At 64.0% G+C, this 24,810-nt stretch carries 20 protein-coding genes, 9 tRNA genes and 1 pseudogene; 8 read left to right on the top strand and 22 right to left on the bottom strand.

The features are described from left to right. Positions 1-27: 27 nt before the first annotated feature. Both A7D17_RS08735 and A7D17_RS08730 read right to left on the bottom strand, forming a co-directional pair. Positions 28-432, bottom strand: a complete 405-nt coding sequence (locus A7D17_RS08735; RefSeq protein ID WP_064508705.1) for a DUF6165 family protein — start codon at positions 430-432, stop codon at positions 28-30. Between the two features lie 257 nt (positions 433-689). Continuing rightward, positions 690-780, bottom strand: a tRNA-Ser gene (locus A7D17_RS08730). A gap of 196 nt (positions 781-976) precedes the next feature. Between A7D17_RS08730 and A7D17_RS08725 the strand changes: the two genes are divergently transcribed. Then, positions 977-1,681, top strand: a complete 705-nt coding sequence (locus tag A7D17_RS08725) for a PP2C family protein-serine/threonine phosphatase (RefSeq protein WP_029219285.1) — start codon at positions 977-979, stop codon at positions 1,679-1,681. A gap of 133 nt (positions 1,682-1,814) precedes the next feature. Here the strand turns inward: A7D17_RS08725 and dnaQ are convergent, their stop codons facing one another. Genes dnaQ through A7D17_RS08710 form a run of 3 tightly spaced genes read right to left on the bottom strand, consistent with a single transcriptional unit; the run spans position 1,815 to position 3,698 of the window. Continuing rightward, positions 1,815-2,549, bottom strand: coding sequence for a DNA polymerase III subunit epsilon (dnaQ, locus tag A7D17_RS08720; RefSeq protein WP_064508704.1), 735 nt, complete (start codon positions 2,547-2,549; stop codon positions 1,815-1,817). Between the two features lie 9 nt (positions 2,550-2,558). Then, entirely contained in the window at positions 2,559-3,011 is a 453-nt protein-coding gene (gene rnhA, locus A7D17_RS08715; protein ID WP_029219283.1) for a ribonuclease HI, read from the bottom strand. Positions 3,012-3,041: 30 nt separating this feature from the next. Continuing rightward, positions 3,042-3,698 (bottom strand): hypothetical protein, encoded by a 657-nt coding sequence (locus A7D17_RS08710; protein ID WP_064508703.1) that lies wholly within the window; start codon positions 3,696-3,698, stop codon positions 3,042-3,044. A gap of 12 nt (positions 3,699-3,710) precedes the next feature. Here A7D17_RS08710 and gloB point away from each other — a divergent pair, with 12 nt between their 5' ends. Together gloB and A7D17_RS08700 are read left to right on the top strand one after the other, a co-directional pair. Continuing rightward, complete coding sequence (gene gloB, locus A7D17_RS08705; protein WP_064508702.1) at positions 3,711-4,478, top strand: hydroxyacylglutathione hydrolase; 768 nt, start codon at positions 3,711-3,713, stop codon at positions 4,476-4,478. Then, positions 4,475-5,662: a lytic transglycosylase domain-containing protein gene (locus tag A7D17_RS08700; protein ID WP_064508701.1), complete on the top strand. Its 1,188-nt coding sequence runs from the start codon at positions 4,475-4,477 to the stop codon at positions 5,660-5,662. Before gloB ends, A7D17_RS08700 begins: the two co-directional genes overlap by 4 nt. Positions 5,663-6,493: 831 nt before the next feature. On the opposite strand, the gene A7D17_RS08695 is transcribed toward A7D17_RS08700, so the two are convergent. The 10 genes from A7D17_RS08695 to A7D17_RS08650 form a co-directional block, all read right to left on the bottom strand. After that, complete coding sequence (locus A7D17_RS08695; protein WP_064508700.1) at positions 6,494-8,464, bottom strand: peptidyl-prolyl cis-trans isomerase; 1,971 nt, start codon at positions 8,462-8,464, stop codon at positions 6,494-6,496. A gap of 278 nt (positions 8,465-8,742) precedes the next feature. Beyond that, positions 8,743-8,819 (bottom strand) — tRNA-Asp (locus A7D17_RS08690). 93 nt (positions 8,820-8,912) lie between these two features. Further along, positions 8,913-8,989: transfer RNA gene (locus A7D17_RS08685), tRNA-Asp, on the bottom strand. A gap of 28 nt (positions 8,990-9,017) precedes the next feature. Further along, a tRNA-Val gene (locus A7D17_RS08680) sits at positions 9,018-9,092 on the bottom strand. A gap of 11 nt (positions 9,093-9,103) precedes the next feature. Then, on the bottom strand, positions 9,104-9,376 hold the full coding sequence (locus A7D17_RS08675) for an HU family DNA-binding protein (protein WP_002806049.1): 273 nt from the start codon (positions 9,374-9,376) through the stop codon (positions 9,104-9,106). Between the two features lie 214 nt (positions 9,377-9,590). Then, positions 9,591-12,062: an endopeptidase La gene (gene lon / locus A7D17_RS08670; RefSeq protein ID WP_029219278.1), complete on the bottom strand. Its 2,472-nt coding sequence runs from the start codon at positions 12,060-12,062 to the stop codon at positions 9,591-9,593. 144 nt (positions 12,063-12,206) lie between these two features. Then, a complete protein-coding gene (gene clpX / locus A7D17_RS08665; RefSeq protein ID WP_005920420.1) occupies positions 12,207-13,493 on the bottom strand; it encodes an ATP-dependent Clp protease ATP-binding subunit ClpX in 1,287 nt (428 codons plus the stop codon). Between the two features lie 125 nt (positions 13,494-13,618). Then, positions 13,619-14,245 carry an ATP-dependent Clp endopeptidase proteolytic subunit ClpP gene (clpP, locus tag A7D17_RS08660; RefSeq protein ID WP_002806026.1) on the bottom strand — a complete coding sequence of 209 codons (627 nt, stop codon included), beginning with the start codon at positions 14,243-14,245 and terminating at the stop codon, positions 13,619-13,621. A 92-nt stretch (positions 14,246-14,337) separates the two neighbouring features. Next, a complete protein-coding gene (gene tig / locus A7D17_RS08655) occupies positions 14,338-15,630 on the bottom strand; it encodes a trigger factor (RefSeq protein WP_064508699.1) in 1,293 nt (430 codons plus the stop codon). 196 nt (positions 15,631-15,826) lie between these two features. Then, a tRNA-Leu gene (locus A7D17_RS08650) sits at positions 15,827-15,911 on the bottom strand. A 273-nt stretch (positions 15,912-16,184) separates the two neighbouring features. Between A7D17_RS08650 and A7D17_RS08645 the strand changes: the two genes are divergently transcribed. Next, the gene (locus tag A7D17_RS08645) at positions 16,185-17,459 is read left to right on the top strand and encodes a two-component system sensor histidine kinase NtrB (RefSeq protein WP_064508698.1); all 1,275 of its coding nucleotides are present in this window, start codon (positions 16,185-16,187) and stop codon (positions 17,457-17,459) included. Between the two features lie 628 nt (positions 17,460-18,087). Next, positions 18,088-18,327: pseudogene (locus tag A7D17_RS08640) on the top strand (alpha/beta hydrolase); the annotation flags it as partial. Positions 18,328-18,596: 269 nt separating this feature from the next. Here the strand turns inward: A7D17_RS08640 and A7D17_RS08635 are convergent. From A7D17_RS08635 to A7D17_RS08620, 4 genes are all read right to left on the bottom strand, one after another. Next, positions 18,597-18,672: transfer RNA gene (locus A7D17_RS08635), tRNA-Lys, on the bottom strand. Positions 18,673-18,763: 91 nt separating this feature from the next. Beyond that, a tRNA-His gene (locus tag A7D17_RS08630) sits at positions 18,764-18,840 on the bottom strand. 32 nt (positions 18,841-18,872) lie between these two features. Continuing rightward, positions 18,873-18,949 (bottom strand) — tRNA-Arg (locus A7D17_RS08625). A gap of 42 nt (positions 18,950-18,991) precedes the next feature. Further along, positions 18,992-19,068 (bottom strand) — tRNA-Pro (locus A7D17_RS08620). Between the two features lie 153 nt (positions 19,069-19,221). Between A7D17_RS08620 and A7D17_RS08615 the strand changes: the two genes are divergently transcribed. After that, a complete protein-coding gene (locus tag A7D17_RS08615) occupies positions 19,222-19,983 on the top strand; it encodes a Bax inhibitor-1/YccA family protein (protein WP_064508696.1) in 762 nt (253 codons plus the stop codon). Positions 19,984-20,114: 131 nt separating this feature from the next. Here A7D17_RS08615 and A7D17_RS08610 read toward each other — a convergent pair whose 3' ends face one another. From A7D17_RS08610 to grxC, 3 genes are all read right to left on the bottom strand, one after another. Continuing rightward, positions 20,115-21,122: an isocitrate dehydrogenase gene (locus tag A7D17_RS08610; protein WP_010368534.1), complete on the bottom strand. Its 1,008-nt coding sequence runs from the start codon at positions 21,120-21,122 to the stop codon at positions 20,115-20,117. 265 nt (positions 21,123-21,387) lie between these two features. Continuing rightward, on the bottom strand, positions 21,388-21,783 hold the full coding sequence (locus A7D17_RS08605) for a carboxymuconolactone decarboxylase family protein (protein ID WP_064508695.1): 396 nt from the start codon (positions 21,781-21,783) through the stop codon (positions 21,388-21,390). Beyond that, positions 21,780-22,085 (bottom strand): glutaredoxin 3, encoded by a 306-nt coding sequence (gene grxC / locus A7D17_RS08600; RefSeq protein WP_064508694.1) that lies wholly within the window; start codon positions 22,083-22,085, stop codon positions 21,780-21,782. The genes A7D17_RS08605 and grxC overlap by 4 nt, the downstream gene beginning before the upstream one ends. Positions 22,086-22,234: 149 nt before the next feature. Between grxC and A7D17_RS08595 the strand changes: the two genes are divergently transcribed. Beyond that, positions 22,235-23,881: a M48 family metalloprotease gene (locus A7D17_RS08595; RefSeq protein ID WP_064508693.1), complete on the top strand. Its 1,647-nt coding sequence runs from the start codon at positions 22,235-22,237 to the stop codon at positions 23,879-23,881. A gap of 198 nt (positions 23,882-24,079) precedes the next feature. Further along, positions 24,080-24,769, top strand: a complete 690-nt coding sequence (gene phoB, locus A7D17_RS08590) for a phosphate regulon transcriptional regulator PhoB (protein WP_002806631.1) — start codon at positions 24,080-24,082, stop codon at positions 24,767-24,769. The last annotated feature ends 41 nt before the right edge of the window (positions 24,770-24,810 follow it).

Genomic DNA, 24,810 nt, shown 5'->3' with positions numbered 1-24,810 from the left:
GGCGGCGCGATCGGCCGGACCAGGCGCTCAGGCCTTGCTGGCGCGATAGTCCTGGTAGGACTTCTCTTCCACGTACGACGAGCCCAGCGCCAGGTTGATCTGCTTCTTGATCCGCGCACGCTCGTCGTTTTCGATATATACGCTGCGCGCGAGCTGCACGAAGGCGTCATCGAAGGTCTGCGCCTGCTCCTTGAGCCGGATGTCGTCCTCGATCACCCACAGCCGCTCGTTGACGGCCTTCAGCTCCGCGCGCAGACGCACGATGTCGTGGCCGGCGGCCGGGTGCGCCATCCAGCTGGTTTCCAGCGCAGACAGCTCATTGCGCACATTGGCCAGCTTGGCTGCATCGCTCATGCGCTCAGACTTGATCTGCAGGATCGCGATCTTGTCGAGCAGCTCACCAAAGGACACGGGCACCAGGATCTCGGACATGACAGGCCTCCAACGGGAATCGAGCGGATTGTAGCCATCGCCGCAGGCAGCGATGGCCACACATAAACAAAAGCCCCCTTGCGGGGGCTGATGCGAATCTGGCGGAGAGGGGGGATTCACTTGGCACTACGTGCCTTCGCCCTGCGGGCGGCTTCGCCGTGCAGACAGCTGCGCTGCCTGTCGAACCCGGGGCTTCTCATCCCCCAATGCCGCCGGCGAAACCCACGCGGCACTGGCACACCTGCTTGCCTCAAATCTGGCGGAGAGGGGGGGATTCGAACCCCCGAGGCGCTATAAACGCCTGCCTGATTTCGAGTCAGGTACATTCAACCGCTCTGCCACCTCTCCAGATGGTCCCCAGTGTCCTGGGGCCGTGCATCATACGGGCACACGGCCCCGGCCACAAGCGGACCGGGCCGGCCCCAGGTGGCACTCTCACCGACCGGGCGTGAACCGGCACTGCGCCGTTCGCCGGCCGCGTGTTGCTGCTGGCCGGTCGGGCCGCGATGATGGTGGCGCACCTTCTCCCTGGCGAACCGGCCCCATGCTCGAATTCGGACACCTTACCCACGTTGGCCTGCGCCGTGACCTCAACGAGGACACCTACTACGGCGACAGCGAACTGGGGTTGTGGCTGGTGGCAGATGGCATGGGGGGGCACGCCTGCGGCGAGGTCGCCAGCGCACTGGCACGCGAAACCATCGTGCGCGAAGTGCGCGCCGGCACGCTGCTGGCGCAGGCCATCCGCATTGCCGACGAGGAAATCATCAAGACCTCGCGCCGCTGCAACGACACCTTGCCGATGGGCACCACCGTGGTCGCCGCACGCGTGCTGGGCCAGCGCTTCGAAGTGGCCTGGGTCGGCGACAGCCGCGCGTATCTCTGGCGCGACGGACGCCTGGCCCAGCTGAGCCAGGACCACAGTTATGTGCAGGAACTCATCGCCCAGGGCACGCTCACCAGCGAGCAGGCGCGTGCGCATCCACATCGCAACGTGGTGACCCAGGCGTTGGGCGTGACCGACCCGGCGCATCTCAACGTCGCCACCATGCAGGGCGAACTCAAATCCGGCATGCAACTGTTGCTGTGCAGCGACGGGCTGACCGAGGAAGTGGACGACGCCGCCATCGCGGCAACGCTGTCGCAGGCCGATTGCAGCGCGCAGGAGTGTGTGGAATGCCTGGTTGCCGCAGCGCTGGATGGCGGCGGCTCGGACAACATCACCGCCATTCTGGTGCGCAGCTACTGAGGCGTGCCTCGCGCTGATGAGACACTTCAACAACAGCCGCTTTGCATCGTGATCCGCGCGGAGCGCGACGCGAGCGGCTGGGCGAGCCACGCCTGATGACATCGCCCGCCACGCGCCCATTGCCTATCGTCGCCTAGCCGGCGACCGCAACCTCTTCGACCGGCGGATCCCATAGCGCACGCCCGGCCTTCTTGCGCAGCTGCGCCAGACGCGCCTCATGTGCCTGCGTTTCGGAGGCAGTCACCGCCACGCGCGGGCGCGGCAACAGCAACGCCGGGTCGAAGGTGATCGCATTGCCACCATCGCTGGCATGCTGGCCGGCATCGGCGCTGGCAAAGCCGATCTCTTCCTGCCCGGAGGTCAGCGCGATATATACATCGGCCAGGATCTGCGCATCGAGCAAGGCGCCGTGCAACTGGCGGTGCGAGTTGTCTACGCCCAGCCGCTTGCACAAGGCATCCAGCGAGTTGCGCTGCCCCGGATAACGCTCGCGCGCAATCATCAGGGTATCCACCACGGTGGCGCGATCGATGATACGGCCGTAGTTGTCGCCCAGCAGCAATAGCTCGTTGTCCAGGAAGCCCAGATCGAACGCGGCGTTGTGGATGATCAGCTCCGCGCCGTCGATATAGGCGAGAAATTCCTCCACCACATCGGCAAACAGCGGCTTGTCGGCCAAAAATTCCAGGGTCAGCCCGGTTACCTCCTGCGCGCCGGGTTCGAAGTCGCAATCGGGTTTCAGGTAGCGATGGAAATTGTTGCCGCTCGGGCGCCGCTCCAGCAGCTCCACCGCACCGATTTCCACGACGCGGTTACCCTTGCGCCATTCCAGGCCGGTGGTTTCTGTATCGAGAATGATCTGACGCATTGAATCCTCTTACGCGGTTGCGCTACCACTGCGCTGGGCAATGGCCTGATTGCGGGCGAGCACGTCGACGCGTTCGTTGTCCGGGTCGCCATTGTGGCCCTTCACCCAGCGCCAATCGATGCTGTGCCGCTGCGTGGCCGCATGCAGCCGCTCCCACAGTTCGCGGTTCTTGACCGGATCACCGCCCGCAGTCTTCCATCCACGTCGCACCCAGCCGGACATCCACTCCGTGATGCCCTGTCGCACGTATTGCGAGTCGGTATGCAGCACGATCTGGCACGGCTCGGTCAGCGTTTCCAGCGCCATGATCGCGGCCATCAGCTCCATGCGGTTGTTGGTGGACACCGCTTCGCCACCGGCCAGTTCCTTCTCGCGGCCGTTGTAGCGCAGCAGCGCCGCCCAACCGCCCGGACCGGGATTGCCGAGGCAGGAGCCGTCGGTATGCACTTCAATTGATTTCATCAGTTTCCAGGGTTGCAACGTGACTAGGGGTCAAATCGTGGCCACCGGCTGCGGCCAGCGCGACGGCAGCGCAATCGGGGTCGGCGCGATCGGTGCGGAGGCGCGCTTTTCCACTTCGAGCAGATACACCGCGCGCCAGGGCGCGCGACCGGGATCGGACGAGCCACGCCCGACACGCCAGACCGGCCCAAGGTAGCGCTCCGTCTCCACGGTCTGCAGGCCGGCGCGCTGCGCGAGCACCCGCCAGCGATCCGGGCGTAGCGCCACCGGGCCGCGGCGCGCCCAATGGAAGCGATAAGGGCTCAACGGATTGAGCGTGAACAGCCACAGTCGGCCACCCGGCATCAACAGGCGCTCGCACTCGGCCAGAAAATCCGCCGCCCCGCCAACCACGGCATGCTGCACCACGATGGCCTGCAGGCTCTCGGTCGGTAGCGGAAACGGCATCGCACAGCGGGCATCGCCGGCAAAACGTCCGGCATTGCGAAACAGGCGCAGGCCGCGGCCCTGCAAGCCCTCGCGCGGCGGCAGATCGCCGCTGGGCGTAACCCACAGCCAAGGTTGGGAGGGACGCACCTGCAGCGCCTCCAACGCCAGTCGGCGCTCCAGTTGCAGCAGGCTGCGCCCCGCCCCCGTATCAAACCAGGTTGAGACACCAGCTTGACGGGAGAATGGCGTGGCAGGCATGGTCCCAATTCTATGCGACTGATCGCCCTGCCCGCATTCGACGACAACTACATCTGGGCATTGGTCGCCGCCGATGGCCGCGCCGTTGTGGTCGATCCGGGGCATGCCGAGCCGGTGATTGCCGCCGCAGAACGCGATGGATGGGTTCCCAGCGCCGTCTTGTTGACCCACCACCATGCCGACCATATCGGTGGCGTGGCGGCGCTGCAGGCGCATTGGCCGCAGCTGGAGCTGTTCGGGCCCGCCGACGAGCGCATTCCTGCAACCGCCCGCCAGGTGGGCCAGGGCGAGCGGTTACGTCTGCTCGAAACTGCATTTGAGGTGCTGGAGGTTCCGGGCCACACCCGCAGCCATATCGCCTTCGTGACCGACAGCCATCTGTTCAGTGGTGATACCCTGTTCAGCCTAGGCTGTGGACGCATGTTCGAAGGTACCGCTCCGCAGATGTTCGACTCGTTGCAGCGCCTGGCCCGATTGCCCGGCGAAACGCTTGTGTGTTGTGGCCATGAATACACCCTGGCCAACGCGGCCTTTGCGCTGCATGTCGATCCCACCAACGCTGCCTTGCAGCGCCGTCAACAGGAAGCCCAGGCCATGCGTCAAGCAGCCCGTCCTACCCTGCCGATTTCGCTCAAGAGTGAACTGGCCACCAATCCGTTCTTACGTACCAGCAGTTCTGAAATCCGCTCCGCGGTAGTACCACGCGCAGGCGGCGCAGTTTCCTCTGAAGTAGACGTTTTCGCCGAACTTCGGCGCTGGAAAGACGAATTTCGCGCATGAGGCGCCTTGTTTTGGCAGTGCTGGCCGCTTGCGCGGCCATCGCGCCGGCGGCTGCAGCGTCCACCGATGCCGGTCGCCCGACATCCGCGCAAAGCTCCTCCACCTCGACCAGCGCGCCCAGCATGCGGAATGGGCGCGAGATCTTTTCGTCGTTTCTGGAAGGCCGCGCCGATCCGGGCTGCGACAGCGAACATAGCGACACCCGTTGGGAACAGCATTTCTCACGTGCGCCCGCGCGTTTGGCCGACGACGCACAGGATGTCCTGCCGTTGTTCGGCTATGTCGTCGACGAGCTGCGTGCCGCCGACATGCCTACCGAATTTGCGCTGATCCCGTTCGTCGAAAGTGGCTACCGCCCTGGCGCGCGCAATGGCAGCGGCCCGGCCGGACTCTGGCAATTCATCGCCACCACAGCCCGCAACCACCATGTTCCGGTCGGCGCGCAGTACGACGGCCGCCTGTCGGCGGTGGATTCCACCACGGCGGCGGTGCGCTACCTCAAGACGCTGTACGGCATGTTCGGCGGCGACTGGCGCCTGGCACTGATGGCCTACAACGCCGGTGAGTACCGGGTGTTGCAGGCAATGCGCAGCGCCGGAATGAATGCCCAGAATGCGCGTCCATCTGAATTGCCGGGCATGTCCAAGGTCACCTACGACTACGTCGAAAAACTGCACGCGCTGGCCTGCGTCCTCGATCATGCGCAGCAGCAGGGCAATCTGTTGACGTCCCTGGACCGCCAGGTTCCGGTCCTGACCGAACATGCGCTGCCTGCCGGTACCAGCCTCAACGCCTGGGCCGGGCAACGCGCGATCGAACCGCAGCTGCTGGCGCGCCTCAATCCCGCCGTGGCAAGCGCACGTGCCGCGCCCAAGGGTGTGCACGTGCTTGCACCCGTTGCACCGGCGCAGCCTGGGTCCAACGGTGCCGTTGTCGCCACTGCGTCCCCGACGACCGATATGGACTCCGGCACCAGCGCAGCTGTAGCAACAGTGGCCAGTGTCGCGACGGCCAAATCCTCCAATGCGCCTGCAAGGACCCACACCGTCCGCAATGGCGAATCGGCCTGGGCCATCGCACGCCGCTACGGCATCACGGTCGCCACTCTGCTCGCCAGCAATGGCCTGGACAAGCGCGCCGTCCTCAAGCCGGGGATGGTGCTGTCGTTCAACGATACGCCCTGATATAGCCCCCTTCGTTACTGATGGGGTCTTGAAGTGCAGACGTTGGTCGCGAATGTCGGTGAAGCCCAGCCGACCCAGTGATGCCGGCGCCTACTGACGGCGCATGCGCTCCATCAAGCGTGCGATGACGCACTTGCACGATGACATCGTTTCACGTTTGACAGCGCGTACCGGGCGCGAAGACGGCGGCTGCCACTTGAGCCATTGAACTCTGCAGGATCTTCGCTGCAGCGCTGCCCTGGGATGCACTCGCGAGAGCCTCAACGTGCTGAATCCCGACGATCCGGGTGACTCACATTCCTACCACGGGCTTGAATCCCCGCACGTCGCCGTTGATGCGCGAACGCCCAGCACATGACGGCGCAATCGCTAGCACCCTCACTCGAACAGCCACCCAGGCAATGCGTCGGCCTTGCCGTCGCGGCGAGGCAAGCCTCCGCTTAAGGTGCCTAGGCGGGCAATCCCGAGGCCCTGCCGGTCTGCAGGTCGAGCGCGATGGCCGCGTCGGCAGAGTGATCGCGACAGGGCCGACGGCAATGCCCTCACCGCCCGCTGGAGCACTGTGACAAGCGCTGCGCATTGAGCCCTGGCCAAACCAGACAGCCAGACAGCCAGACAGCCAGACAACGTTAGCGAACCAAGCCACCGGACCCGCGCACATCCACACCCCAAGCGGATGCGCTCTACCAAGCCCTGCGCATTCGTGGCGCCAGCCTCTTCTACACCTGCGCGTTTCAGCTCACGCCCAAGCCCAACTGCGTCGCGCAGATGCCGGGCATGAAACAGCCCGGTTACCCGGGCTGTTTCATGACACCACGCAACAGTACGCCGTTACAGCTGCGCTTCTTCGATCTGGATCTTGTACCGCTTGCGCATTTCCTTGACGTAGGCCTGCGCCGCGTTGTTTCCGTCGATCTGGCTCAGCTGCTCGCGCAGCATCGTCTGCTGCTCGGCCGGCATCTGCTTCAAGTCGCCCGGCGTGGCCTTGCTGATGACGAACACCGCAAAGCGCCCGCCATCCAGCTCCACCTTGCCGACCGATGGCTTGCCCTCGCTCGGGCGAGGAGCGCTGAAAATTGCGCGATTTGCAGCCGGCGTGGGGATCGGCGCGGTACGCGGCAGGCCCGGGATCGGCTGCAGCTGCAGCTTCTCGCTCTCCGCCAGCGCCTGCAGCGTTTCGCCCTTCTGCACGCGGGCCAGCAATGCGTCTGCAGCGGCGGCAGCGGCCTTCTCGGTGCGATCCGCATGCACGGCGGCGATCACCTTGTCGCGCACCTTGTCCAGCGGCAACGCCTGTTCGGCGGTGTGGTTGGTCACGCGCAACACCACGCTGTGGTTGGGCGCGATGGTGATCGGATCGCTCACCGTCCCGTCCTGCACCAGCGTTTCGGAAAATGCCGAGCGCAGCACCGCCGGATTGGCGGCAATACCGCTGGCAGTGGTCCGCGAGAACGGGCCCAGGGTCTGAACCGGCAAACCGACCTGCTTTGCAGCCGGCTCCAGGGCGGTGGGGTTCTTGTAGATCTGATCCACCAGCTTGCCGCTGACATCTGCAAATGCCTTGTCCGCATCGGCCTTGAGCTGCTCGGCCGCAAGCTGGTCGCGGACCTGCTCAAACGACTTGCCCTGCCCGCCCTTGACCTCGCGCAGCTGGATCACGTGATAGCCGAATTCGCTCTTGATCGGCCCGACCACGTCGCCCGCCTTCATCGAGAACAGGGCATCTTCGAACGGCTTGACCATCGTGCCCTTCTCGACCCAGCCCAGATCGCCACCGGCATCCTTGGAGCCCGGATCCTGCGAGTTGGCCTTGGCCAACGCGGCGAAGTCGGCGCCCGGCTGCTTGGCATCGGCGGCCAGCTTGGCAGCCTTCGCTTCTGCGGCCTTCTGCGCAGCAGCATCGCTGCCGGCAGTGATCAGGATGTGCGACGCCAGCCGCTGATCCGGCTCGACAAAGCGCGCCTTCTCTTCTTCGTAGCGCTTGCGCAGCGTGGCTTCATCGGCTGCCGTGGCCGGCGGCATCGTGGCGGCGTTGAGCTCCACGTATTCGATGCTCACCGTCTCCGGCTGACGGAAATCCTGCGTGTGCGCGTCATACCACTGCTTGATCTGCGCATCGCTGACCGGGGCAGTGTCGGCCGCCGGCGCCGGCAACATCGCCAGCTCCACGTCACGCGTTTCGCCCATCAGCTTGAGCAGACGCTCAAACTCGGTCTTGGTTGCAAAACCCGATTCGGCCACGGCCTGCGGAATCACCGATTGCTGCAGGCTGTCGCGCACCAATGCATCGAACTGCGCAGGCGTGCGCGGCGGCGTGCCTTGCGCCAGGGCGGCGCGGTACTGATCCGGGCTGAACTTGCCATCGACCTGGAACGCCTGGATGTTGGTGATGTAATCGCGCACCGTCGCATCGCCGATCACGATGCCGGCATCTTCCGCACCAAGCCGCACGACTTGCTCGTCTACCAGCTGGTCGAGCACCTGCAGCTTGTTTTCGCGGGATTCGAAGGTGCGCGGGTCGAAGTTTTCACCCTGACGCTGACGTTCCTGCATCCGCGCCTGTTCGAAACGCGTGCGGAAATCCTGCGTGCTGATTTCATGGTGCTGCCACAGCAGCGAGACCGGCCACCACGTCGGCGCAGACTTCCACCAGGTCGGTGGCGCCTGCACCTTGGCGACGTTATTGGCGCCAATGCCGCCCAGGTAGCTGTTGTCGATGACGAACAGGAACGGAATCATCAGCAACCCCAGGATGGCGGTAGCGATCCAGCCTGACGTCTTGTCGCGAAGTTTCTGCAGCATTGGCAAATCACGGCCTGTGGGCGAGCCGCGCAGTGTAACCCGCCTGACGCCAAGCACCCAGCCCAACGCCAGCCAGCCCCGGGCCAAGATGCAGTAAAGGTGGGGCCGCGTAACGGCAACGGCGGCACGCGCCGCGATACGGTCATCATGGCGTCCGGCGGCCACAGCGCCCGACCCGAGCTGCGGCCACCCAAGGCCAATGCGCGATCCACTGGTCGGACAATCTCAAACAGCCCAAAAAAAAGCCCCCGGCACAAGGCCAGGGGCTTCGGTGTAACTGGCGGAGCGGACGGGACTCGAACCCGCGACCTCCGGCGTGACAGGCCAGCATTCTAACCAGCTGAACTACCGCTCCGCTTTAAACTTGGACATCTACCTCACCACACTCGCAACACGAATGTCGTGGAGAAAACGAAGCCCCCAATCGCTCAGGGGCTTTGCGTGTAACTGGCGGAGCGGACGGGACTCGAACCCGCGACCTCCGGCGTGACAGGCCAGCATTCTAACCAGCTGAACTACCGCTCCGCACTTGAAACTTTTGCCTGGTGCTTAGTGGTGGGTGCTGAGGGTTTCGAACCCCCGACCCTCTCCGTGTAAGGGAGACGCTCTACCGCTGAGCTAAGCACCCTAGCGAGTCGATTAGTTTACTGCATCCTTCAGGGCTTTACCAGCCTTGAATGCAGGATTCTTCGAAGCGGCGATCTTGATGCTGTCGCCCGTCTTCGGATTGCGGCCGGTACGCTCAGCGCGCTCGCGGACCTGGAAGGTGCCGAAGCCAACGAGGGTGACGGCGTCGCCCTTCTTCAGCGCCTTGGTGATTTCGCTCACAACCGCGTCGACAGCACGGCCAGCTTCAGCCTTGGAGATGTCAGCGGCAGCGGCAACGCCATCGATCAATTCGGTTTTATTCATTCTTGAAACTCCCTTTGCGGCAGATGCCGCGGAATCGACAATCGGCGCTCTTGCCGTTAGCGAAGAACCCGACACAAGTGGTATCGCGTGACGCATCACATTTTGCCGCGCCCACGAGTCGTGCATTTATACCAGCGCCCCCAACAGCACGCAAGCCAAAACCCAATAACGACGCGGGTTTTGGCTTGTTTCGGGACGTCTTAGACAGCGCACGTTAGTGCTTGACGCGGGTTCCCGGGGTGGTGCGCGACTTGCCGCGGACGGCAACGCGCGAAGCGGTCTTGCGGGCTTTTTCCTTGCCTGCCTTCTTCGGTGCCAGCGGACGCTCCAGGGCGAGATCCAGCACTTCATCGATCCACTTCACCGGCACGATCTTCAGATCGCGGGTGACGTTGGCCGGGATATCGGCCAGGTCCTTGCGGTTCTCGTCCGGGATCAGCACGGTGCGGATACCGCCGCGCAATGCCGCCAGCAACTTTTCCTTCAACCCACCGATCGCCGAGACGCGCCCACGCAAGGTGATTTCGCCGGTCATCGCCACATCGGCGCGGATCGGCACGCGGGTCAGGATCGACACCAGCGAGGTCACCATCGCGATACCGGCGCTGGGACCATCCTTCGGCGTAGCACCATCGGGCACGTGCACGTGCACGTCCTGCTTCTGCAGGAAATCCACATCGATGCCCAACCGCTCGGCGCGCGAACGCACCACCGACAGGGCTGCCGATGCGGATTCCTTCATGACGTTACCGAGCTGCCCGGTGAGGATCAGGTTGCCCTTACCCGGCACCAGCGTGGATTCGACCTGCAACAGCTCGCCGCCCACTTCGGTCCACGCCAGACCGGTCACCAGACCGATCTCGTTTTCTTCTTCGGCACGGCCAAAGTCGAAGCGACGCACACCGAGGTACTTGTCGAGATTCTTCGAGCCCACCGTCACCAGCGCCTTCGGCTTGCCCTTCTTGGCGACCGCTTTCTTGGCCACCGGCTGCGGGCCGGCAAGCGCGATTTCCTTCACCACCTTGCGGCAGATCTTGGCGATCTCGCGCTCGAGATTACGTACGCCCGACTCACGCGTGTAATAGCGAACGACGTCCTGGATGGCGTCGCCGCCGATCTCGATCTCTTCCGGCTTCAAACCGTTGGCCTTGATCTGCTTGGGCACCAGGTACCGCATGGCGATGTTGAGCTTTTCGTCCTCGGTGTAGCCGGGGATACGAATGACCTCCATGCGGTCCAGCAGCGGGCCGGGGATATTGAGCGAGTTGGAGGTGGCGACAAACATCACTTCCGACAGGTCCAGATCCACTTCCAGGTAGTGGTCGTTGAAGGAGTTGTTCTGCTCGGGATCGAGCACCTCCAGCAGCGCAGACGACGGGTCGCCGCGGAAGTCCATCGACATCTTGTCGATCTCGTCCAGCAGGAACAGCGGATTCTTGCTGCCGACCTTGTTGAGGTTCTGCACCAGACGGCCGGGCATGGACCCGACGTAGGTCCGGCGATGGCCGCGGATCTCGGCCTCGTCGCGGATGCCGCCCAGGCTCATGCGCACGAACTTGCGATTGGTCGCCTTGGCGATCGACTGCCCCAGCGAGGTCTTGCCCACGCCCGGCGGCCCGACCAGGCACAGGATCGGCCCCTTCATCTGCTTCACGCGCGACTGCACTGCGAGGTATTCGAGGATGCGTTCCTTGACCTTGTCCAGGCCATAGTGATCGGCATCCAGGGTGTCTTCGGCCACCTTCAGATCCTTGCGGACCTTGGTGCGCTTCTTCCATGGCACGCCCAGCAGCCAGTCCAGATAGTTGCGCACCACTGCCGCTTCGGCGGACATCGGCGACATCTGCTTGAGCTTGTTGAGTTCGGCCTTGGCCTTGGTTTCCACCGGCTTGGGCATGCCCGACTCGGCGATCTTGCGGGCCAGTTCCTCCAGCTCGCCCGGCGCATCGTCCAGGTCGCCCAGTTCCTTCTGGATCGCCTTCATCTGCTCGTTGAGGTAGTACTCGCGCTGGCTCTTTTCCATCTGCGACTTCACGCGGCCGCGGATGCGCTTTTCCAGCTGCTGCACGTCGATTTCGCCGTCCACCAGGCCGACCAGCAGCTCCAGCCGCTCGCCGATGTCGGTGATCTCCAGCAGGCGCTGCTTGTCAGCCAGGCGCACACCGATATGCGCGGCAATGGTGTCGGCAAGGCGACCCGGCTCGTCGATGCCGGCCAGGGTCTGCAATAGCTCCGGCGGCAGCTTGCGGTTGGTCTTGACGTACTGCTCGAACAGTGACATCAGCGAACGGGCAATCGCTTCCACTTCGCGTGGCTCGCGCGCATCGCTAGCCTCCACTTCGATGCCCTGGCCTTGCAACGCGCCGTCCAGCTCGACCACCTTGTCGACGGTGACGCGAGACAGCCCTTCGACCAGCACCTTGATGGTGCCATCGGGGAGCTTCAGCAATTGCAGCACCTGCGCCAGGGTGCCAACGGTATACAGATCGGCCGCCGCAGGGTCGTCGGTCTCGGCCGACTTCTGCGCCACCAGCAGGATGCGCTTGTCCGCCTCCATGGCTTTTTCCAGCGCGCGCATCGACTTGTCACGGCCGACGAACAGCGGAATCACCATGTGCGGAAACACCACCACGTCGCGCAGCGGCAACACTGGCAGATCGAGAACTTCTGGTTGGGACTGGGCCATGGGGCGCTCCGCAGGAATGGGAATTTAAGGCGTAAAAAAAGCCGATGGCCCCGTTATGGGGCCATCGGCTGGACGTTGCAAGTAGCGCTCGGAAACCCTTTAGCCGCCAGCGAGGACAGTGCCTGACTGGCCGGCTGGCAGGGCTCAGTCCCCGGACGCAGCCTTGGCCGGTGCCGGTTGCGCCTGGTAGATCAGATACGGCTCGGACTTGTGCTCGATCACCGACTCATCAACCACCACCTTGCTGACATTTTCCTGCGACGGCAGCTCGTACATGGTGTCCAGCAGCACCGATTCGACGATGGTGCGCAGGCCACGGGCGCCGGTCTTGCGCTTGAGCGCCTTCTTGGCGATCGCCGACAACGCGTCGGGGCGGAACTCCAGCTCCACGCCTTCCATGTCGAACAACTTTCTGAACTGCTTGGTGATGGCGTTCTTGGGCTCGGTCAGGATCTTGATCAGCGCTGGCTCATCGAGTTCTTCCAGCGTGGCGACCACCGGCAGGCGGCCGACGAACTCGGGGATTAGACCGAACTTGATCAGATCTTCCGGCTCGACTTCAGCCAGGATCTTGCCGACTTCCTGCTTGCGCTCGCTGCTCTTGACCTTGGCACCGAAGCCAATGCCGCCGGCATCGTTGGAGCGCTGCTGAATCACCTTGTCCAGGCCGGCGAACGCGCCGCCGCAGATGAACAGGATGTTCTTGGTGTCCACCTGCAGGAATTCCTGCTGCGGATGCTTGCGCCCGCCCTGCGGCGGCACCGAAGCCACCGTGCCTTCGATCAGCTTCAATAGCGCCTGCTGCACGCCTTCGCCGGACACGTCGCGGGTGATCGACGGGTTCTCGCTCTTGCGCGAGATCTTGTCGATTTCGTCGATGTAGACGATGCCTTGCTGCGCCTTCTCGACGTCGTAGTCGCACTTCTGCAGCAGCTTCTGGATGATGTTTTCCACGTCCTCGCCGACATAGCCGGCCTCGGTGAGCGTGGTGGCGTCGGCGATGGTGAACGGCACATTGAGCAGGCGTGCCAGCGTTTCGGCCAGCAGGGTCTTGCCCGAACCGGTCGGACCGACCAGCAGGATGTTGGATTTCGCCAGTTCGACGTCGTCGTTCTTGCTGCGGCTCTCGATACGCTTGTAGTGGTTGTACACCGCCACCGCGAGCGTGCGTTTGGCGCGCAGCTGCCCGATCACGTACTGATCCAGCACTTCGAGGATCTCGCGCGGCTTGGGCAGGCTGGAACGGGCCGACTGCGCCTTTTCTTCGAGTTCCTCACGAATGATGTCGTTGCACAGCTCAACGCATTCATCGCAAATGAATACGCTGGGACCGGCAATCAGCTTGCGGACCTCATGCTGACTCTTACCGCAGAACGAGCAGTAGAGAATCTTGTTGCTGTCGCCGGAACGACCTTGGCGGTCTTCGCTCATGCTTCTGTTACCCAGTTACCCCACCCGATGTACGGGGGTTCGATTTCGAGAATAGCACAGGGCCGGGAGGACATTCGCCCTGCCCGACCCTGCCGGATTTTCCTGCAATTTCAGCGACCTGGCGATCAAGACGGCTGGATCGACTCTTCCGGACGACGCTCAAGCACTTGATCCACCAAACCATAGGCCTGGGCATCGACGGCGCTCTTGAAGTTGTCGCGCTCGGTATCGCGCGCGATGGTCTCCAGCGACTGGCCGGTGTGCTTGGCCAGGATCTCGTTCAGCCGCGAACGCAGCGTCAGGATCTCGCGCGCGTGGATGTCGATATCGGTCGCCTGGCCCTGGAAGCCGCCGAGCGGCTGATGGATCATCACGCGCGAATTCGGCAGCGCATAGCGCTTGCCGGCGGCACCGGAGGCCAGCAGCAGTGCACCCATCGAGGCAGCCTGGCCGACGCAGATCGTGCTCACGTCCGGCTTGATGTACTGCATGGTGTCGTAGATCGCCATGCCGGCCGTGACCACGCCGCCGGGCGAGTTGATGTAGATGCTGATGTCCTTTTCCGGGTTATCCGCTTCCAGGAACAGCAACTGGGCCACGATCACGTTGGCCATATGGTCGTCGATGGGACCGACCAGGAAGATCAGACGCTCCTTCAGCAGACGCGAGTAGATGTCATACGCACGCTCGCCACGGCTGGTCTGCTCGACCACCATGGGCACCAGGTTCAGGGCTTTGGTCACAATGCTCATCAGTCTTCCTGTTGTGGCAGCGGCCTGTGCCGATGCCCGTGTTCGATATCCGCACCCTGACGACGGCAGAGCGCGGTTCTCTTGCTACCGCCTTAGACCCGGATGGCGTCCTGGAACGACAGCGACTGCTCGGTGTGCTGGGCGCGCTCGGCGATCCAGTCGATCACCTGCTCTTCCATGACACGGCTCTGCAGTCCACCCATCAGTTGGGGGTCGTTACGGTACATCTCAATGACCTGTTCCGGCTCTTCGTAGGTGGAAGCGATCAGACGCAGCGTTTCGCTGACGCGCTTGGATTCCAGGCGCAGCTCGTTGCGCCGGGCCACTTCACCGACCAGCAGACCAACCAGCACGCGCTTGGCGGCGGCATCCATGAAACCCTGATGGGCATCGTCCGGCACCTGGCCCGGATCGCGGCCGCTGCGGCGTACCTGCTCCACCTGCTGGGCCAGCATCGAACGCGCTTCGTTCTCGACCAGGCGCGGCGGCATTTCGACATGCGCGTAGGCGGCAATCAGCTGCTCGCCCACTTCGCGGCGCAGACGGTTCATCAGCGCGCCCTTGAGTTCCCGCTCCAGGTTGGTGCGGATGTCGGCGCGGAACTGCTCGGCATCGCCACTCTTGACGCCGAAGCTCTTGATGAATTCCTTGTCCACCACTGGCAGCACCGGCTCGGACACTTCAACTGCCTTCACATGCACCTGCACGGTCTTGCCGGCCAGCTGCGGTACCCGCCATTCGGCCGGGAAAGCCACGCTCAGGGTCTTTTCTTCACCCTTGGACAGCCCTTCCAGACCCTTTTCGATCTGGTCGAACATCACGCCCGAGCCCAGCACGCTGCTGCCGGTCTCCACGCCTTCGGCGGGCAGACGCTCATCGCCGGCCTGGGACCAGGTCTCCAGCGCCACCAGGTCGCCGACCTGCGCACCGCGCTCGACCGGGTTCCAGGTACGGCGCTGCAGGCGCAGGTTTTCGATCATCTGGTCGATGTCGGCGTCGGTCACTTCAGCGGTGTGACGCACCACCGACAGCTTGGCGACATCGATATCGCCGAAATCCGGCACTACTTCGAAGGTGGCAACGAAATCGAAGTCGCCTTCGCCCTGGTCGATGCGCGGATTGCCGGCCAGACGCAGCGAATGCTCGCGCACCGCCGAATCAAAGGTCTCGCGCAACAAACCTTCCATTGCCTCGGCACGCACCTGCGGGCCGAAACGCTGCTCGATCACCTTGGGCGGCACCTTGCCCGGACGGAAGCCCTTGATGCGCGTGGTCCGCGCAAGCTCGCGCAGGCGGCCACCGACATGCGTCTCCAGGCGCTCCTGCGGCAGGGTGAAGGTCAGGCGGCGTTCCAGATTGCCGGTGGATTCGATCGAAGCTTGCATGTTGACTCCTGCCACCGACAGCGCACGGCGTCGGCACGAGATGGAAGATGCGGGTTGACGGATGGCGAGAAAGCCGCCGAGCCTTGTAGTTTCGCCGATAACGGCTGCCGCTGCCAGCGGGACAGGCGCCCCGGCGCGCAAAATCGAGGGAATGACGGGCGTTGCAGCGGCCGGAGTGCTCACGGCCGCACTGCATTGGTGCGAAAGGGGGGACTCGAACCCCCACGCCTTGCGGCGTCAGAACCTAAATCTGGTGCGTCTACCAATTCCGCCACTTTCGCAATGCCGCACGTACCCCGCCATTGTTGCAGGGATGCAGCCAAAGAAAAAGCGCTGCGGCCGTTTGCGGCGAGGCGATACGAGTTGTCATCGCGGGCGGCGTGGGCGTTCGGAGTGGGCAAGCAGTCTGGCAAACGACGCCGCACCATCCCTCGGAATGAACAATTCACAGGCCCTGGCACCACGCACGCAGCTCCAGTCGCGTGCGGTTGTGCACGAGGGCTCCGATATTTGCGAAAATTCCGTTAAATCGAATCAGAGGGATCCCCGGCGTAATGAGAGACCGATATCGGCAGATCGTGGCCCTGTCGCGAGACTGCATCAAAGAAATCGACCTCGACGGACGGATCACCGCGGTCAACGTCAACGGACTGGCGGCCCTGGGCGCCGGTCATGCGGATCAGTTGATTTCCCGACACTGGCGGGAGTTCTGGCCGCCGGAGGCTGCTGCATTGGTCGATACCGCGCTGGCCGCGTCGATCGACGGCGCGGTGCACGAGTTCGAGGCCAGCTGCGTCAACTTCGTTGGCGTGCGCCAGACCTGGCAGGTGGTCACCAGCCCGTTGTTTGACGAGGCCGGCAACGTCGAGGCGATTCTGGCGGTCAGCAAGAACATCTCCGACCGCCGTGCGCTGGAAGCGGCGTTCCACACGCTGGATCGCACCTTGAAGGCCGAGCGCGAATTCTCCATGGGCGCGTTGATGCTGGCGCGCACCCGCGCGGACTCGCTGGCGACCGAGTTGCACAGCCTGCGCGATCTGCGCGAACGCATCGAAGACGACCTGGACATCGCCCGCGCCGCACAGAGCGCTGCGGAAAAAATCTCCGACCAGGCGCAAAAGGGGGAAGCGGTCGGGCAGCTGCTGGCCGGCGTCGTGCACGATCTGAACAACGTGCTGCAGGCCGCAACCTCGGCGATCGACCTGGTGGTCCAGCGCGGGCAGATCGATGCGCAGGACACCAGGTTGCTCGGGGTTGCCGATGCAGCATTGCAGCACGGCTCGGTGATGGCGCAACGCCTGGTGGGCTTCTCGCGCCAGTATCCCTATAGCCCTGACGTGGTCGACCTGGGTGCCTTGGCCGCACAGCTCACACCGCTGATGGAGCAGGTCATCGGCGCGGACTTGCGCCTGCAGGTACGCAACGACGCAGGCGCCTGTTGCGCCATGGTCGACCAGCACACCCTCGAACGCGCACTTCTCAATCTGGTCATCAATGCGCGCGATGCCTGCGACAGCGGCACTACCATCCGCGTGGAGACCGGCCATACATGCGTGACAGACGCCGAGGCCAATCTGACCAAACCCGTTGGTGAGTACGTCACGATCGTCGTTGCCGACGATGGGCATGGCATGGATAGCGACGTGCAATCGCGGTTATTCGAGGCCTATTTCACTACCAAGGGTGCGGACAAGGGGGCGGGTCTGGGCCTGGCACAGGTGTACAGCGCAGTGCGACAGGCCGGCGGATTTATCGACGTGACGTCGGCACCGGGTCTGGGCGCGCGCTTTACGCTTGCCTTCCCACGACTGCAACACGCCGACGGCTGATCGGCGACCGCGGATACGCGCACGAGTAACGCGCGGACCGTGACTGCATGGCGGCCGACGCTCGGCCGCGATGAGCTCCTCCTATTCCAGCAAGTGCGGATACGAGTAGCGTCGGCGACAGGCGAAATGGCTTGAGGACGAGTGCGCCTGCCTGCAAATCGCCATGCGAGACTTGATGGTGCCGATGCGTGCAATCCATCGGTAACAGCACTGTCTTGTCGATCTGTCTGTGCCTGGTGGCTGACTATCCGACAGCCCTGCCTGATGCCTGTCGCTGCTGCAGCGGTACACGGTGCGGCCTCTCGCATGCAGGGCTCGGTTTGGAAAACTGCCTGCAAGAAGCCACTCCAGATCGACTTACTGATACGCGCCGATGCAAGGTCGTCGCTGGCGGCGCTCTTATGCCCATAGGCACGTAGACGCAGCGCATCTGCAATGGTCGGCCATCGATCCACCCCATAGTTCCTGGCGCAGCTACTACTCCTAGCGTAGCCACCAGCCGATCAACACATGCCTGCGATGGGGTGACTGGAGCATCTCGCATTCGCGCCGGGAGTGCGCGCTTCGCGGATGCGGAATCCTTGCCCGATCCACAAGCCCATAGTCTGGCGACCCGAACGCCCCGGCATTGCTGGACTGGACGCCACGCACCCGCACGCTGCTCTGCGGCTCGTCCAATGACGCCACGGTGCCGTTGAAGAACGCCACCACTGCCATCGCTGCATTCAAGCAACGCGGCAGCACGCAGGTGTCGGTGGTGGATCTGGGCAGCGGCAATCGCGCAGACAACAGTGCGCTCGAGCACTTGTTGACCAAGGAGAGCTGCATCATCGCAGTGCGCCAGCAGCTGCTGGACAAGCAGCGTTAGCCGCCGCGCGGCTGCACGGACGCGGGATGAGACCACCGCGAACGGCGCGCAGGACACTGCCGTCGTTCGTCGGTCGATTCGCAACATCCAGGCAGATACTGCCTGGGACCTGTCGACAGCGCGCGACAACGTGGCGCGTGTCATGCGGTTGATGCAGGGATAAGGGCGCGCGCGGCCATGCCGACGACACGACGGTTGCAGCGCCGCTTGCACCAACGCTTGCCACAAAGAAAAACAGCCACTCAACTTGCGCTGAGTGGCTGCCTGTCTGGTGGGCCGTCAAGGATTCGAACCTTGGACCTATTGATTAAGAGTCAACTGCTCTACCAACTGAGCTAACGGCCCTGAAACTGGTCGCACATTGTATGCGCGTTTTTGCTTCGTTGCAACACCCTGCGACGCATCGGGTCAAACTTTCCTGCATTGCCTGTTTCAGTGGGGTGGCTGAGGGGACTCGAACCCCCGACATCTGGAATCACAATCCAGTACTCTAACCAGCTGAGCTACAGCCACCACTGAAAACCTGCTTCCTACCGTACCGCCGATGGCGCGCCCGACAGGACTCGAACCTGTAACCGCCGGCTTAGAAGGCCGGTGCTCTATCCGGTTGAGCTACGGGCGCCCGGACCGAACTTCGCATTCCCACGCCGTCAAGAGCTCGGAATGGTCGGGGTAGAGGGATTCGAACCCCCGACATCCTGCTCCCAAAGCAGGCGCGCTACCAGACTGCGCTATACCCCGGCGGGACCTCTCCGTCCCGAAGGCTGGAAAGGTCGGCTATTTTGGGAACGATTGGACTCGCTGTCAATCACCCTGTGTAAATTGGGCAATCACGTATCCTCCCAGCATCGCTCGCCACCAGGGCGGGCACCCTTTCTTCCAAGGAGAACGCGCATGCGTAGCGGTAACCCGGCCCTTCGGGAATCCACCTTCCTCGACCTCGGCTCCGGCTCGGTGGTCACTCGAGACGGCCAGGCGATGACCCTCAATGGCACCGTCAACAAGACCGGGCTGCTGTTGTTGATGGCAGTGGTCACCGCTGCATTTGCGTGGTCGCAATCGATCGGCGCCGACGGCGCACCGTTGCCGGCCGCACGCCTGTACATGATCGCCGGCGCGATCGGCGGGCTGGTGTTTGCCCTGGCGACCAGCTTCAAGCCGACCTGGGCACCGGTCACCGCACCGATATATGCGTTGGTGGAAGGCTTTTTCTTGGGGTCGATTTCGGCGGTGTACGAGGCACGCTTCAACGGCATCGTGTTCCAGGCGGTGCTGCTGACTTTCGGTACCATGTTCGCGCTGTTGTTCGCGTATCGCAGCGGTTTGATCAAGGCCACCGAGAACTTCAAGCTCGGCGTCGTCGCGGCCACCGGCGGCATTGCACTGGTGTATCTGGCGACCTTCGTGCTGGGCTTTTTCGGCGTGCGCATCCCCTTCATCCACGACTCGGGCCTGATCGGTATCGGCTTCAGCCTGTTCGTTGTGGTGGTGGCAGCACTGAACCTGGTGCTGGACTTCGACTTCATCGAAAGCGGCGTTGAGCAGGGCGCGCCCAAGCACATGGAGTGGTACGGCGCATTCGGCCTGATGGTGACGCTGGTGTGGCTGTACATCGAATTCCTGCGGTTGCTGTCGAAGCTGCAGTCGCGCAACTGAGCCTGGAATCGGGAATCGGGATTGGGGAATCGTAAGAGCGGATTCCCTGTGCATTCTGGTTACGCGCAAGTCTCAAGCAAAAAGAAAGGGCGCCTAGGCGCCCTTTCTTGTTTTGCAGCTCGCTTCGATGCTCAGAGGCGGCTGGCGATGGCCTTGGCGAAGCCCATGGTGTTGCCGGTGCCGCCCAGGTCGGGGGTCAGCGAATCCTTGGCTTCCAGGGTGGCCACAATGGCCTCGCGCAGGCGCTCGGCATTCTGCGGCTGGCCGATGTGGTCCAGCATCTGCGCGGCGCCCAGCAGCAGTGCGCACGGATTGGCCTTGCCCTGCCCTGCGATATCCGGCGCCGAGCCGTGCACGGCTTCGAAGATCGCCGCGTCCAGACCGATATTGGCGCCCGGGGCCAGGCCCAGGCCGCCGACCAGACCGGCGCACAGGTCGGAGATGATGTCGCCGAACAGGTTGGTGGTCACGATGATGTCGAACTGCTCCGGACGCATCACCAGCTGCATGCAGGTGTTGTCGACGATCATTTCCTGGAATTCGATTTCCGGGTATTGCGCGGCAACATCGCGGGCGACCTTCAGGAACAGGCCCGAGGTCGACTTGATGATGTTGGCCTTGTGCACCGCGGTGACCTTCTTGCGGCCGGTGGCGCGCGCCAGGTCGAAGGCGTAGCGCACGATGCGCTCGGAGCCCTTGCGGGTGATCCGGGTACCGGAGAACGCGGTTTCGCCATCCTCGGACACGGTCTGGCCTTCGCTCAGGTACGCGCCTTCGGTGTTCTCGCGGACGGTAATCAGGTCCACGCCATCGGCGAAACGCGACTTGGTGTTCGGGAACGACTTGGCCGGACGCACGTTGGCATACAGGTCGAACTTGCGACGCATGGCCACGTTGATCGAGCTGAAACCCTCGCCGACCGGCGTGGTCAACGGGCTCTTCAGGGCGACCTTGTTCTTGGTGATCGAAGCCAGGGTGGACTCGGGCAGCAGATCGCCGTGCTTTTCCAGCGCGACCAGGCCGGCGTCGGCGTACTCGTAGGTCAGGCCAGCCTGCAGCGCGTCGAGCACGAACAGCGTGGCATCCATGATCTCCGGGCCGATACCGTCGCCGCGGATGACCGTGATTGTCTGCGTCATAACGTTGGGTTTCCGAACTTGAAGGGGGGAGCGCCAGCCGGAAGCCCGGCTCACCAGCGCAAGGAGGTTTCACAGGCAATTATGCCCGATGCCGGTGAAGGCGCCCAAACCGACCTTGGTCTAAGGCATGGACGGCACGCGGGCAACCCGACGCGTAACGACCATCCAAACGCAACGCGCCGCCTCAACGGCGGCGCGCACACGGCCCTTCACGCATCCCGAATCCCCAATCCCGAACGTCAATCAGCCGCTCACCAGCAGCCCATCAACCATGCGCATGCTGGGCCGGCGCCTGCGCGCCGCCTTCAAGCTGGTCAAGGAAATCCACCGCGCGGCGCAGGTGCGGGATCACGATCGAGCCACCAACCACCAGGCCGACCGAGAACGTCTCGAAGAACTCCTCACGGGTCACCCCCGCCTCCTTGCACTGGGCGACGTGGTAGCTGATGCAATCGTCGCAGCGCAGCACCATCGAGGCGACCAGGCCAAGCAGCTCCTTGGTCTTCACGTCCAGCGCGCCGGCCTGGTAGGTCTGGGTGTCGAGCGCGAAGAAACGCCGCACGACCTGGTTGGGCTCGGCCAGGATGCGCTGGTTCATGCGCTGGCGGAATTGCGTGAATTCGCGCAGGCGGTCGGCGCTGCCGTCGTCGGAACCACTCATGCCTGACCGCCCGTGCCGGTGAACAGCGGTTCCAGCTTGCCAGCGCGATGCATGGCCATCATGTCGTCGTAGCCGCCCACATGGACGTCGCCGACGAAGATCTGCGGCACGCTGGTGCGCCGGGCCAGCGCGACCATCTTCTCGCGCTCGGCCGGGTCCAGGTCGATCCGCACCTCGGTCCAGGTCTGGCCCTTGCTCTTGAGGAAGTTCTTGGCTGCCACGCAGTACGGGCAGATGGCGGTGGAATACAAGGTGATCTGCGGGCCGGCGGCCGCGTCCTGCCCGGTGTGTTCTTGGCTCACGGGAAACTCCGTGGTTGGTCTGAGGTCTGACACATGGTAACGGGCGACTGGAATTTCCACCTCGCCACCGCAACACTGTGGATTAATTGCCGATTCACGCCGCCGCGCCGTGCTGCCCGCAGGCTCCGCGCACTAGCTGGGAGTTCCACTTGCGCCTGCTTCCGCTCGCTACCGCCTTGACCCTGGCCGTCGCCATGGGCGTGGCACCTGCGCAGGAGAACCGCCTGCCCGATATTGGTTCGTCGGCCGGCGAGCTGCTGACGCCGGCGCGCCAGGCCGAGTACGGCAAGATGATGCTGGCCGAGCTGCGCAACTACGACTACGTGCTGGACGACCCGTTGATCGGCGACTGGCTGCAGACCATGGGCACCCGCCTGGGCGCCAATAGCGATCAACCGCAGCAGCCGTTCACCTTTTTCATGCTGCGCGACCGCCAGATCAATGCGTTCGCCACGCTGGGCGGCTACATCGCGGTCAACGCCGGACTGGTGCTCACCGCCGAGCGCGAGGACGAAGTGGCCGCGGTGCTGTCGCACGAAATCGCCCATGTCACCCAGCAGCACGTGCTGCGCGGGGTGGAACGCGCGCAACGCGACCAGATCCCGATCCTGCTCGGCATGCTGGCCGCGGTGGTGGCGGCGCAGCAGGCCGGTGGCAACTCCAAGGGCGATGCCACCATGGCCACGATCACCAGCGCCATGGGGCTGATGCAGCAGCGCCAAATCGACTACACCCGCTCCAACGAATCGGAGGCCGACCGGCTGGGCATCCGCACGCTGGTGCGCAGCGGCTACGACGTGGACGCGATGGCCGGCTTCTTCGAACGCATGTCGGTGGCGATGCGCGCCAACGAGGGCGGCTACAGCGCACCGGATTTCCTGCAGACCCACCCGGTCACCACCACCCGCATCAGCGAAGCCAAGGCGCGCGCCGAGCAGATGAAGAAGAACACCGTGGTGTTGACCACCTCGGTGCCGGGCGGAACGCGCCAGGAGCGCGTGGACCCGGCCGACCCATCGTTGTCGGAGCCGTTGAGCCGCAACGGCAACGCGCTGCTGCCGTATGCGCTGCGGTTGCCGGTGGACGCGTTGAGCCGTGGCGGCGACCAACAGGGGTTCGACTGGGCCAAGGAGCGCCTGCGCGTGCTCAGTGCGAGCACGCCCGATGCGGCCATTCGCGAATACGAAAACCTGCGCCGCAGCGCCAAGCAGGGCCTGACCGATGCGCAGCGTTATGGGCTGGCGCTGGCGCAGCTGCGCAACAGCGGGAGCCGGCCGAGCGAGCCGGTGGCCGAGCTGGCCGGCCTGCTGGAAGCGCATCCGGACAACCTGTGGCTGGCGCTGGGCCTGAGCGAGGCGCAGGCGCGCGTGGGCCAGCGCGAGGCGGCCAACGCGCGCTTCGATGCGCTGCTGAAGCGACTGCCGAACAACCGTGCGGTGGCGCTGACCTATGCCGGGGCGCTCAACGAACAGGCCAGCAAGGAATCCGGTCAACGCGCGCGCCAGGTGCTGGAGCCCCTGCTCTACCGCAGCGGCGAGGACCCGTTGCTGCAGCAAACCTACGCCCGCGCCTGCGAGCTGGCTGGCGATCATCTGCGTGCCAGCGAGGCCTATGCCGAATCGGCATCTCTGAACGGGCGCCCGGAGCAGGCCCTGATCCAGTTGGAGGCGCTGAAAAAGAAGGATCTGGACTATGTGACACGGGCGCGAGTGGATGCGCGTATCGCCGCGATCACGCCCACGGTGCTGGAGCTGCGCCGGCAGGGGATTCGCGACCCGGATCTGTCGACACAGTGACGCTTGGGCGGGAATCGGGAATCGGGAATCGGGAATCGGGTGACAGCGTACCGGCGACGCGCTGGATCTTGTCACTGTTTTCAGTTCAGTCCGTTTGCGCGCGCCGCGTGCAGCCGACTGACCGTGCCGGCCATGTCACATTAGAGTCACAAAACCGTAGTCTACTGGCGATCACCAAAGCCAGACGGTAAGCCCCGCGTGCAGAAACGCATTCTGATCGTCGATGACGAACCCGCGATTCGCGACATGGTGGCGTTCGCGCTGCGCAAAGGCGAGTTCGAACCCATCCATGCTGGCGACGCGCGTGAAGCGCAGACCGCCATCGCCGACCGGGTGCCGGACCTGATCCTGCTGGACTGGATGTTGCCCGGCACCAGCGGGCTGGATCTGGCACGGCGCTGGCGCAAGGAGCAGCTGACGCGGGAGATCCCGATCATCATGCTGACTGCGCGCGGCGAAGAGAACGACCGTGTCGGCGGCCTGGAGGCCGGGGTCGACGACTACGTGGTCAAGCCGTTCTCCGCCCGTGAACTGCTGGCGCGCATCCGCGCAGTGATGCGGCGCACCCGCGAGGACGACGAAGACGGCAGCGTGGCGGTGGGCCGCCTGCGGATCGATGGCGCTGCGCACCGCGTGTTCGCCGGCGATGCGCCGGTGCCGATCGGCCCGACCGAATACCGCCTGCTGCATTTCTTCATGACCCACCCCGAGCGCGTGTATACGCGTACCCAACTGCTGGACCATGTCTGGGGCGGCAGCGTGTATGTGGAAGAACGCACCATTGACGTGCACATCCGCCGCCTGCGCAAGACGCTGGAACCGTTCGGCCTGGAAAACATGGTGCAGACCGTGCGTGGCTCGGGCTACCGTTTCTCTTCGGCAACCTAGTGGTTGCCGCACAGCCGGTCGGCCCTGATGCTGGGCTGGCT

This window comes from Xanthomonas floridensis, from assembly GCF_001642575.1.
Classification (GTDB): domain Bacteria; phylum Pseudomonadota; class Gammaproteobacteria; order Xanthomonadales; family Xanthomonadaceae; genus Xanthomonas; species Xanthomonas floridensis.
The sequence above is the reverse complement of the archived record's forward strand: the minus strand, read 5'-3'. Positions and strand labels throughout refer to the sequence as shown.

Bases quoted from the DNA above. Each gene is read 5' to 3' on its own strand.
- tig (WP_064508699.1), bottom strand. From the start codon at position 15,630: ATGCAAGCTTCGATCGAATCCACCGGCAATCTGGAACGCCGCCTGACC.
- A7D17_RS08695 (WP_064508700.1), bottom strand. From the start codon at position 8,464: ATGCTGCAGAAACTTCGCGACAAGACGTCAGGCTGGATCGCTACCGCC.
- A7D17_RS08700 (WP_064508701.1), top strand. From the start codon at position 4,475: ATGAGGCGCCTTGTTTTGGCAGTGCTGGCCGCTTGCGCGGCCATCGCG.
- A7D17_RS08645 (WP_064508698.1), top strand. From the start codon at position 16,185: ATGAGAGACCGATATCGGCAGATCGTGGCCCTGTCGCGAGACTGCATC.
- rnhA (WP_029219283.1), bottom strand. From the start codon at position 3,011: ATGAAATCAATTGAAGTGCATACCGACGGCTCCTGCCTCGGCAATCCC.
- A7D17_RS08735 (WP_064508705.1), bottom strand. From the start codon at position 432: ATGTCCGAGATCCTGGTGCCCGTGTCCTTTGGTGAGCTGCTCGACAAG.
- A7D17_RS08605 (WP_064508695.1), bottom strand. From the start codon at position 21,783: ATGAGTGGTTCCGACGACGGCAGCGCCGACCGCCTGCGCGAATTCACG.
- gloB (WP_064508702.1), top strand. From the start codon at position 3,711: ATGCGACTGATCGCCCTGCCCGCATTCGACGACAACTACATCTGGGCA.
- clpX (WP_005920420.1), bottom strand. From the start codon at position 13,493: ATGAGCGAAGACCGCCAAGGTCGTTCCGGCGACAGCAACAAGATTCTC.
- lon (WP_029219278.1), bottom strand. From the start codon at position 12,062: ATGGCCCAGTCCCAACCAGAAGTTCTCGATCTGCCAGTGTTGCCGCTG.
- A7D17_RS08725 (WP_029219285.1), top strand. From the start codon at position 977: ATGCTCGAATTCGGACACCTTACCCACGTTGGCCTGCGCCGTGACCTC.
- clpP (WP_002806026.1), bottom strand. From the start codon at position 14,245: ATGAGCATTGTGACCAAAGCCCTGAACCTGGTGCCCATGGTGGTCGAG.
- A7D17_RS08610 (WP_010368534.1), bottom strand. From the start codon at position 21,122: ATGACGCAGACAATCACGGTCATCCGCGGCGACGGTATCGGCCCGGAG.
- A7D17_RS08675 (WP_002806049.1), bottom strand. From the start codon at position 9,376: ATGAATAAAACCGAATTGATCGATGGCGTTGCCGCTGCCGCTGACATC.
- A7D17_RS08710 (WP_064508703.1), bottom strand. From the start codon at position 3,698: ATGCCTGCCACGCCATTCTCCCGTCAAGCTGGTGTCTCAACCTGGTTT.
- A7D17_RS08615 (WP_064508696.1), top strand. From the start codon at position 19,222: ATGCGTAGCGGTAACCCGGCCCTTCGGGAATCCACCTTCCTCGACCTC.
- dnaQ (WP_064508704.1), bottom strand. From the start codon at position 2,549: ATGCGTCAGATCATTCTCGATACAGAAACCACCGGCCTGGAATGGCGC.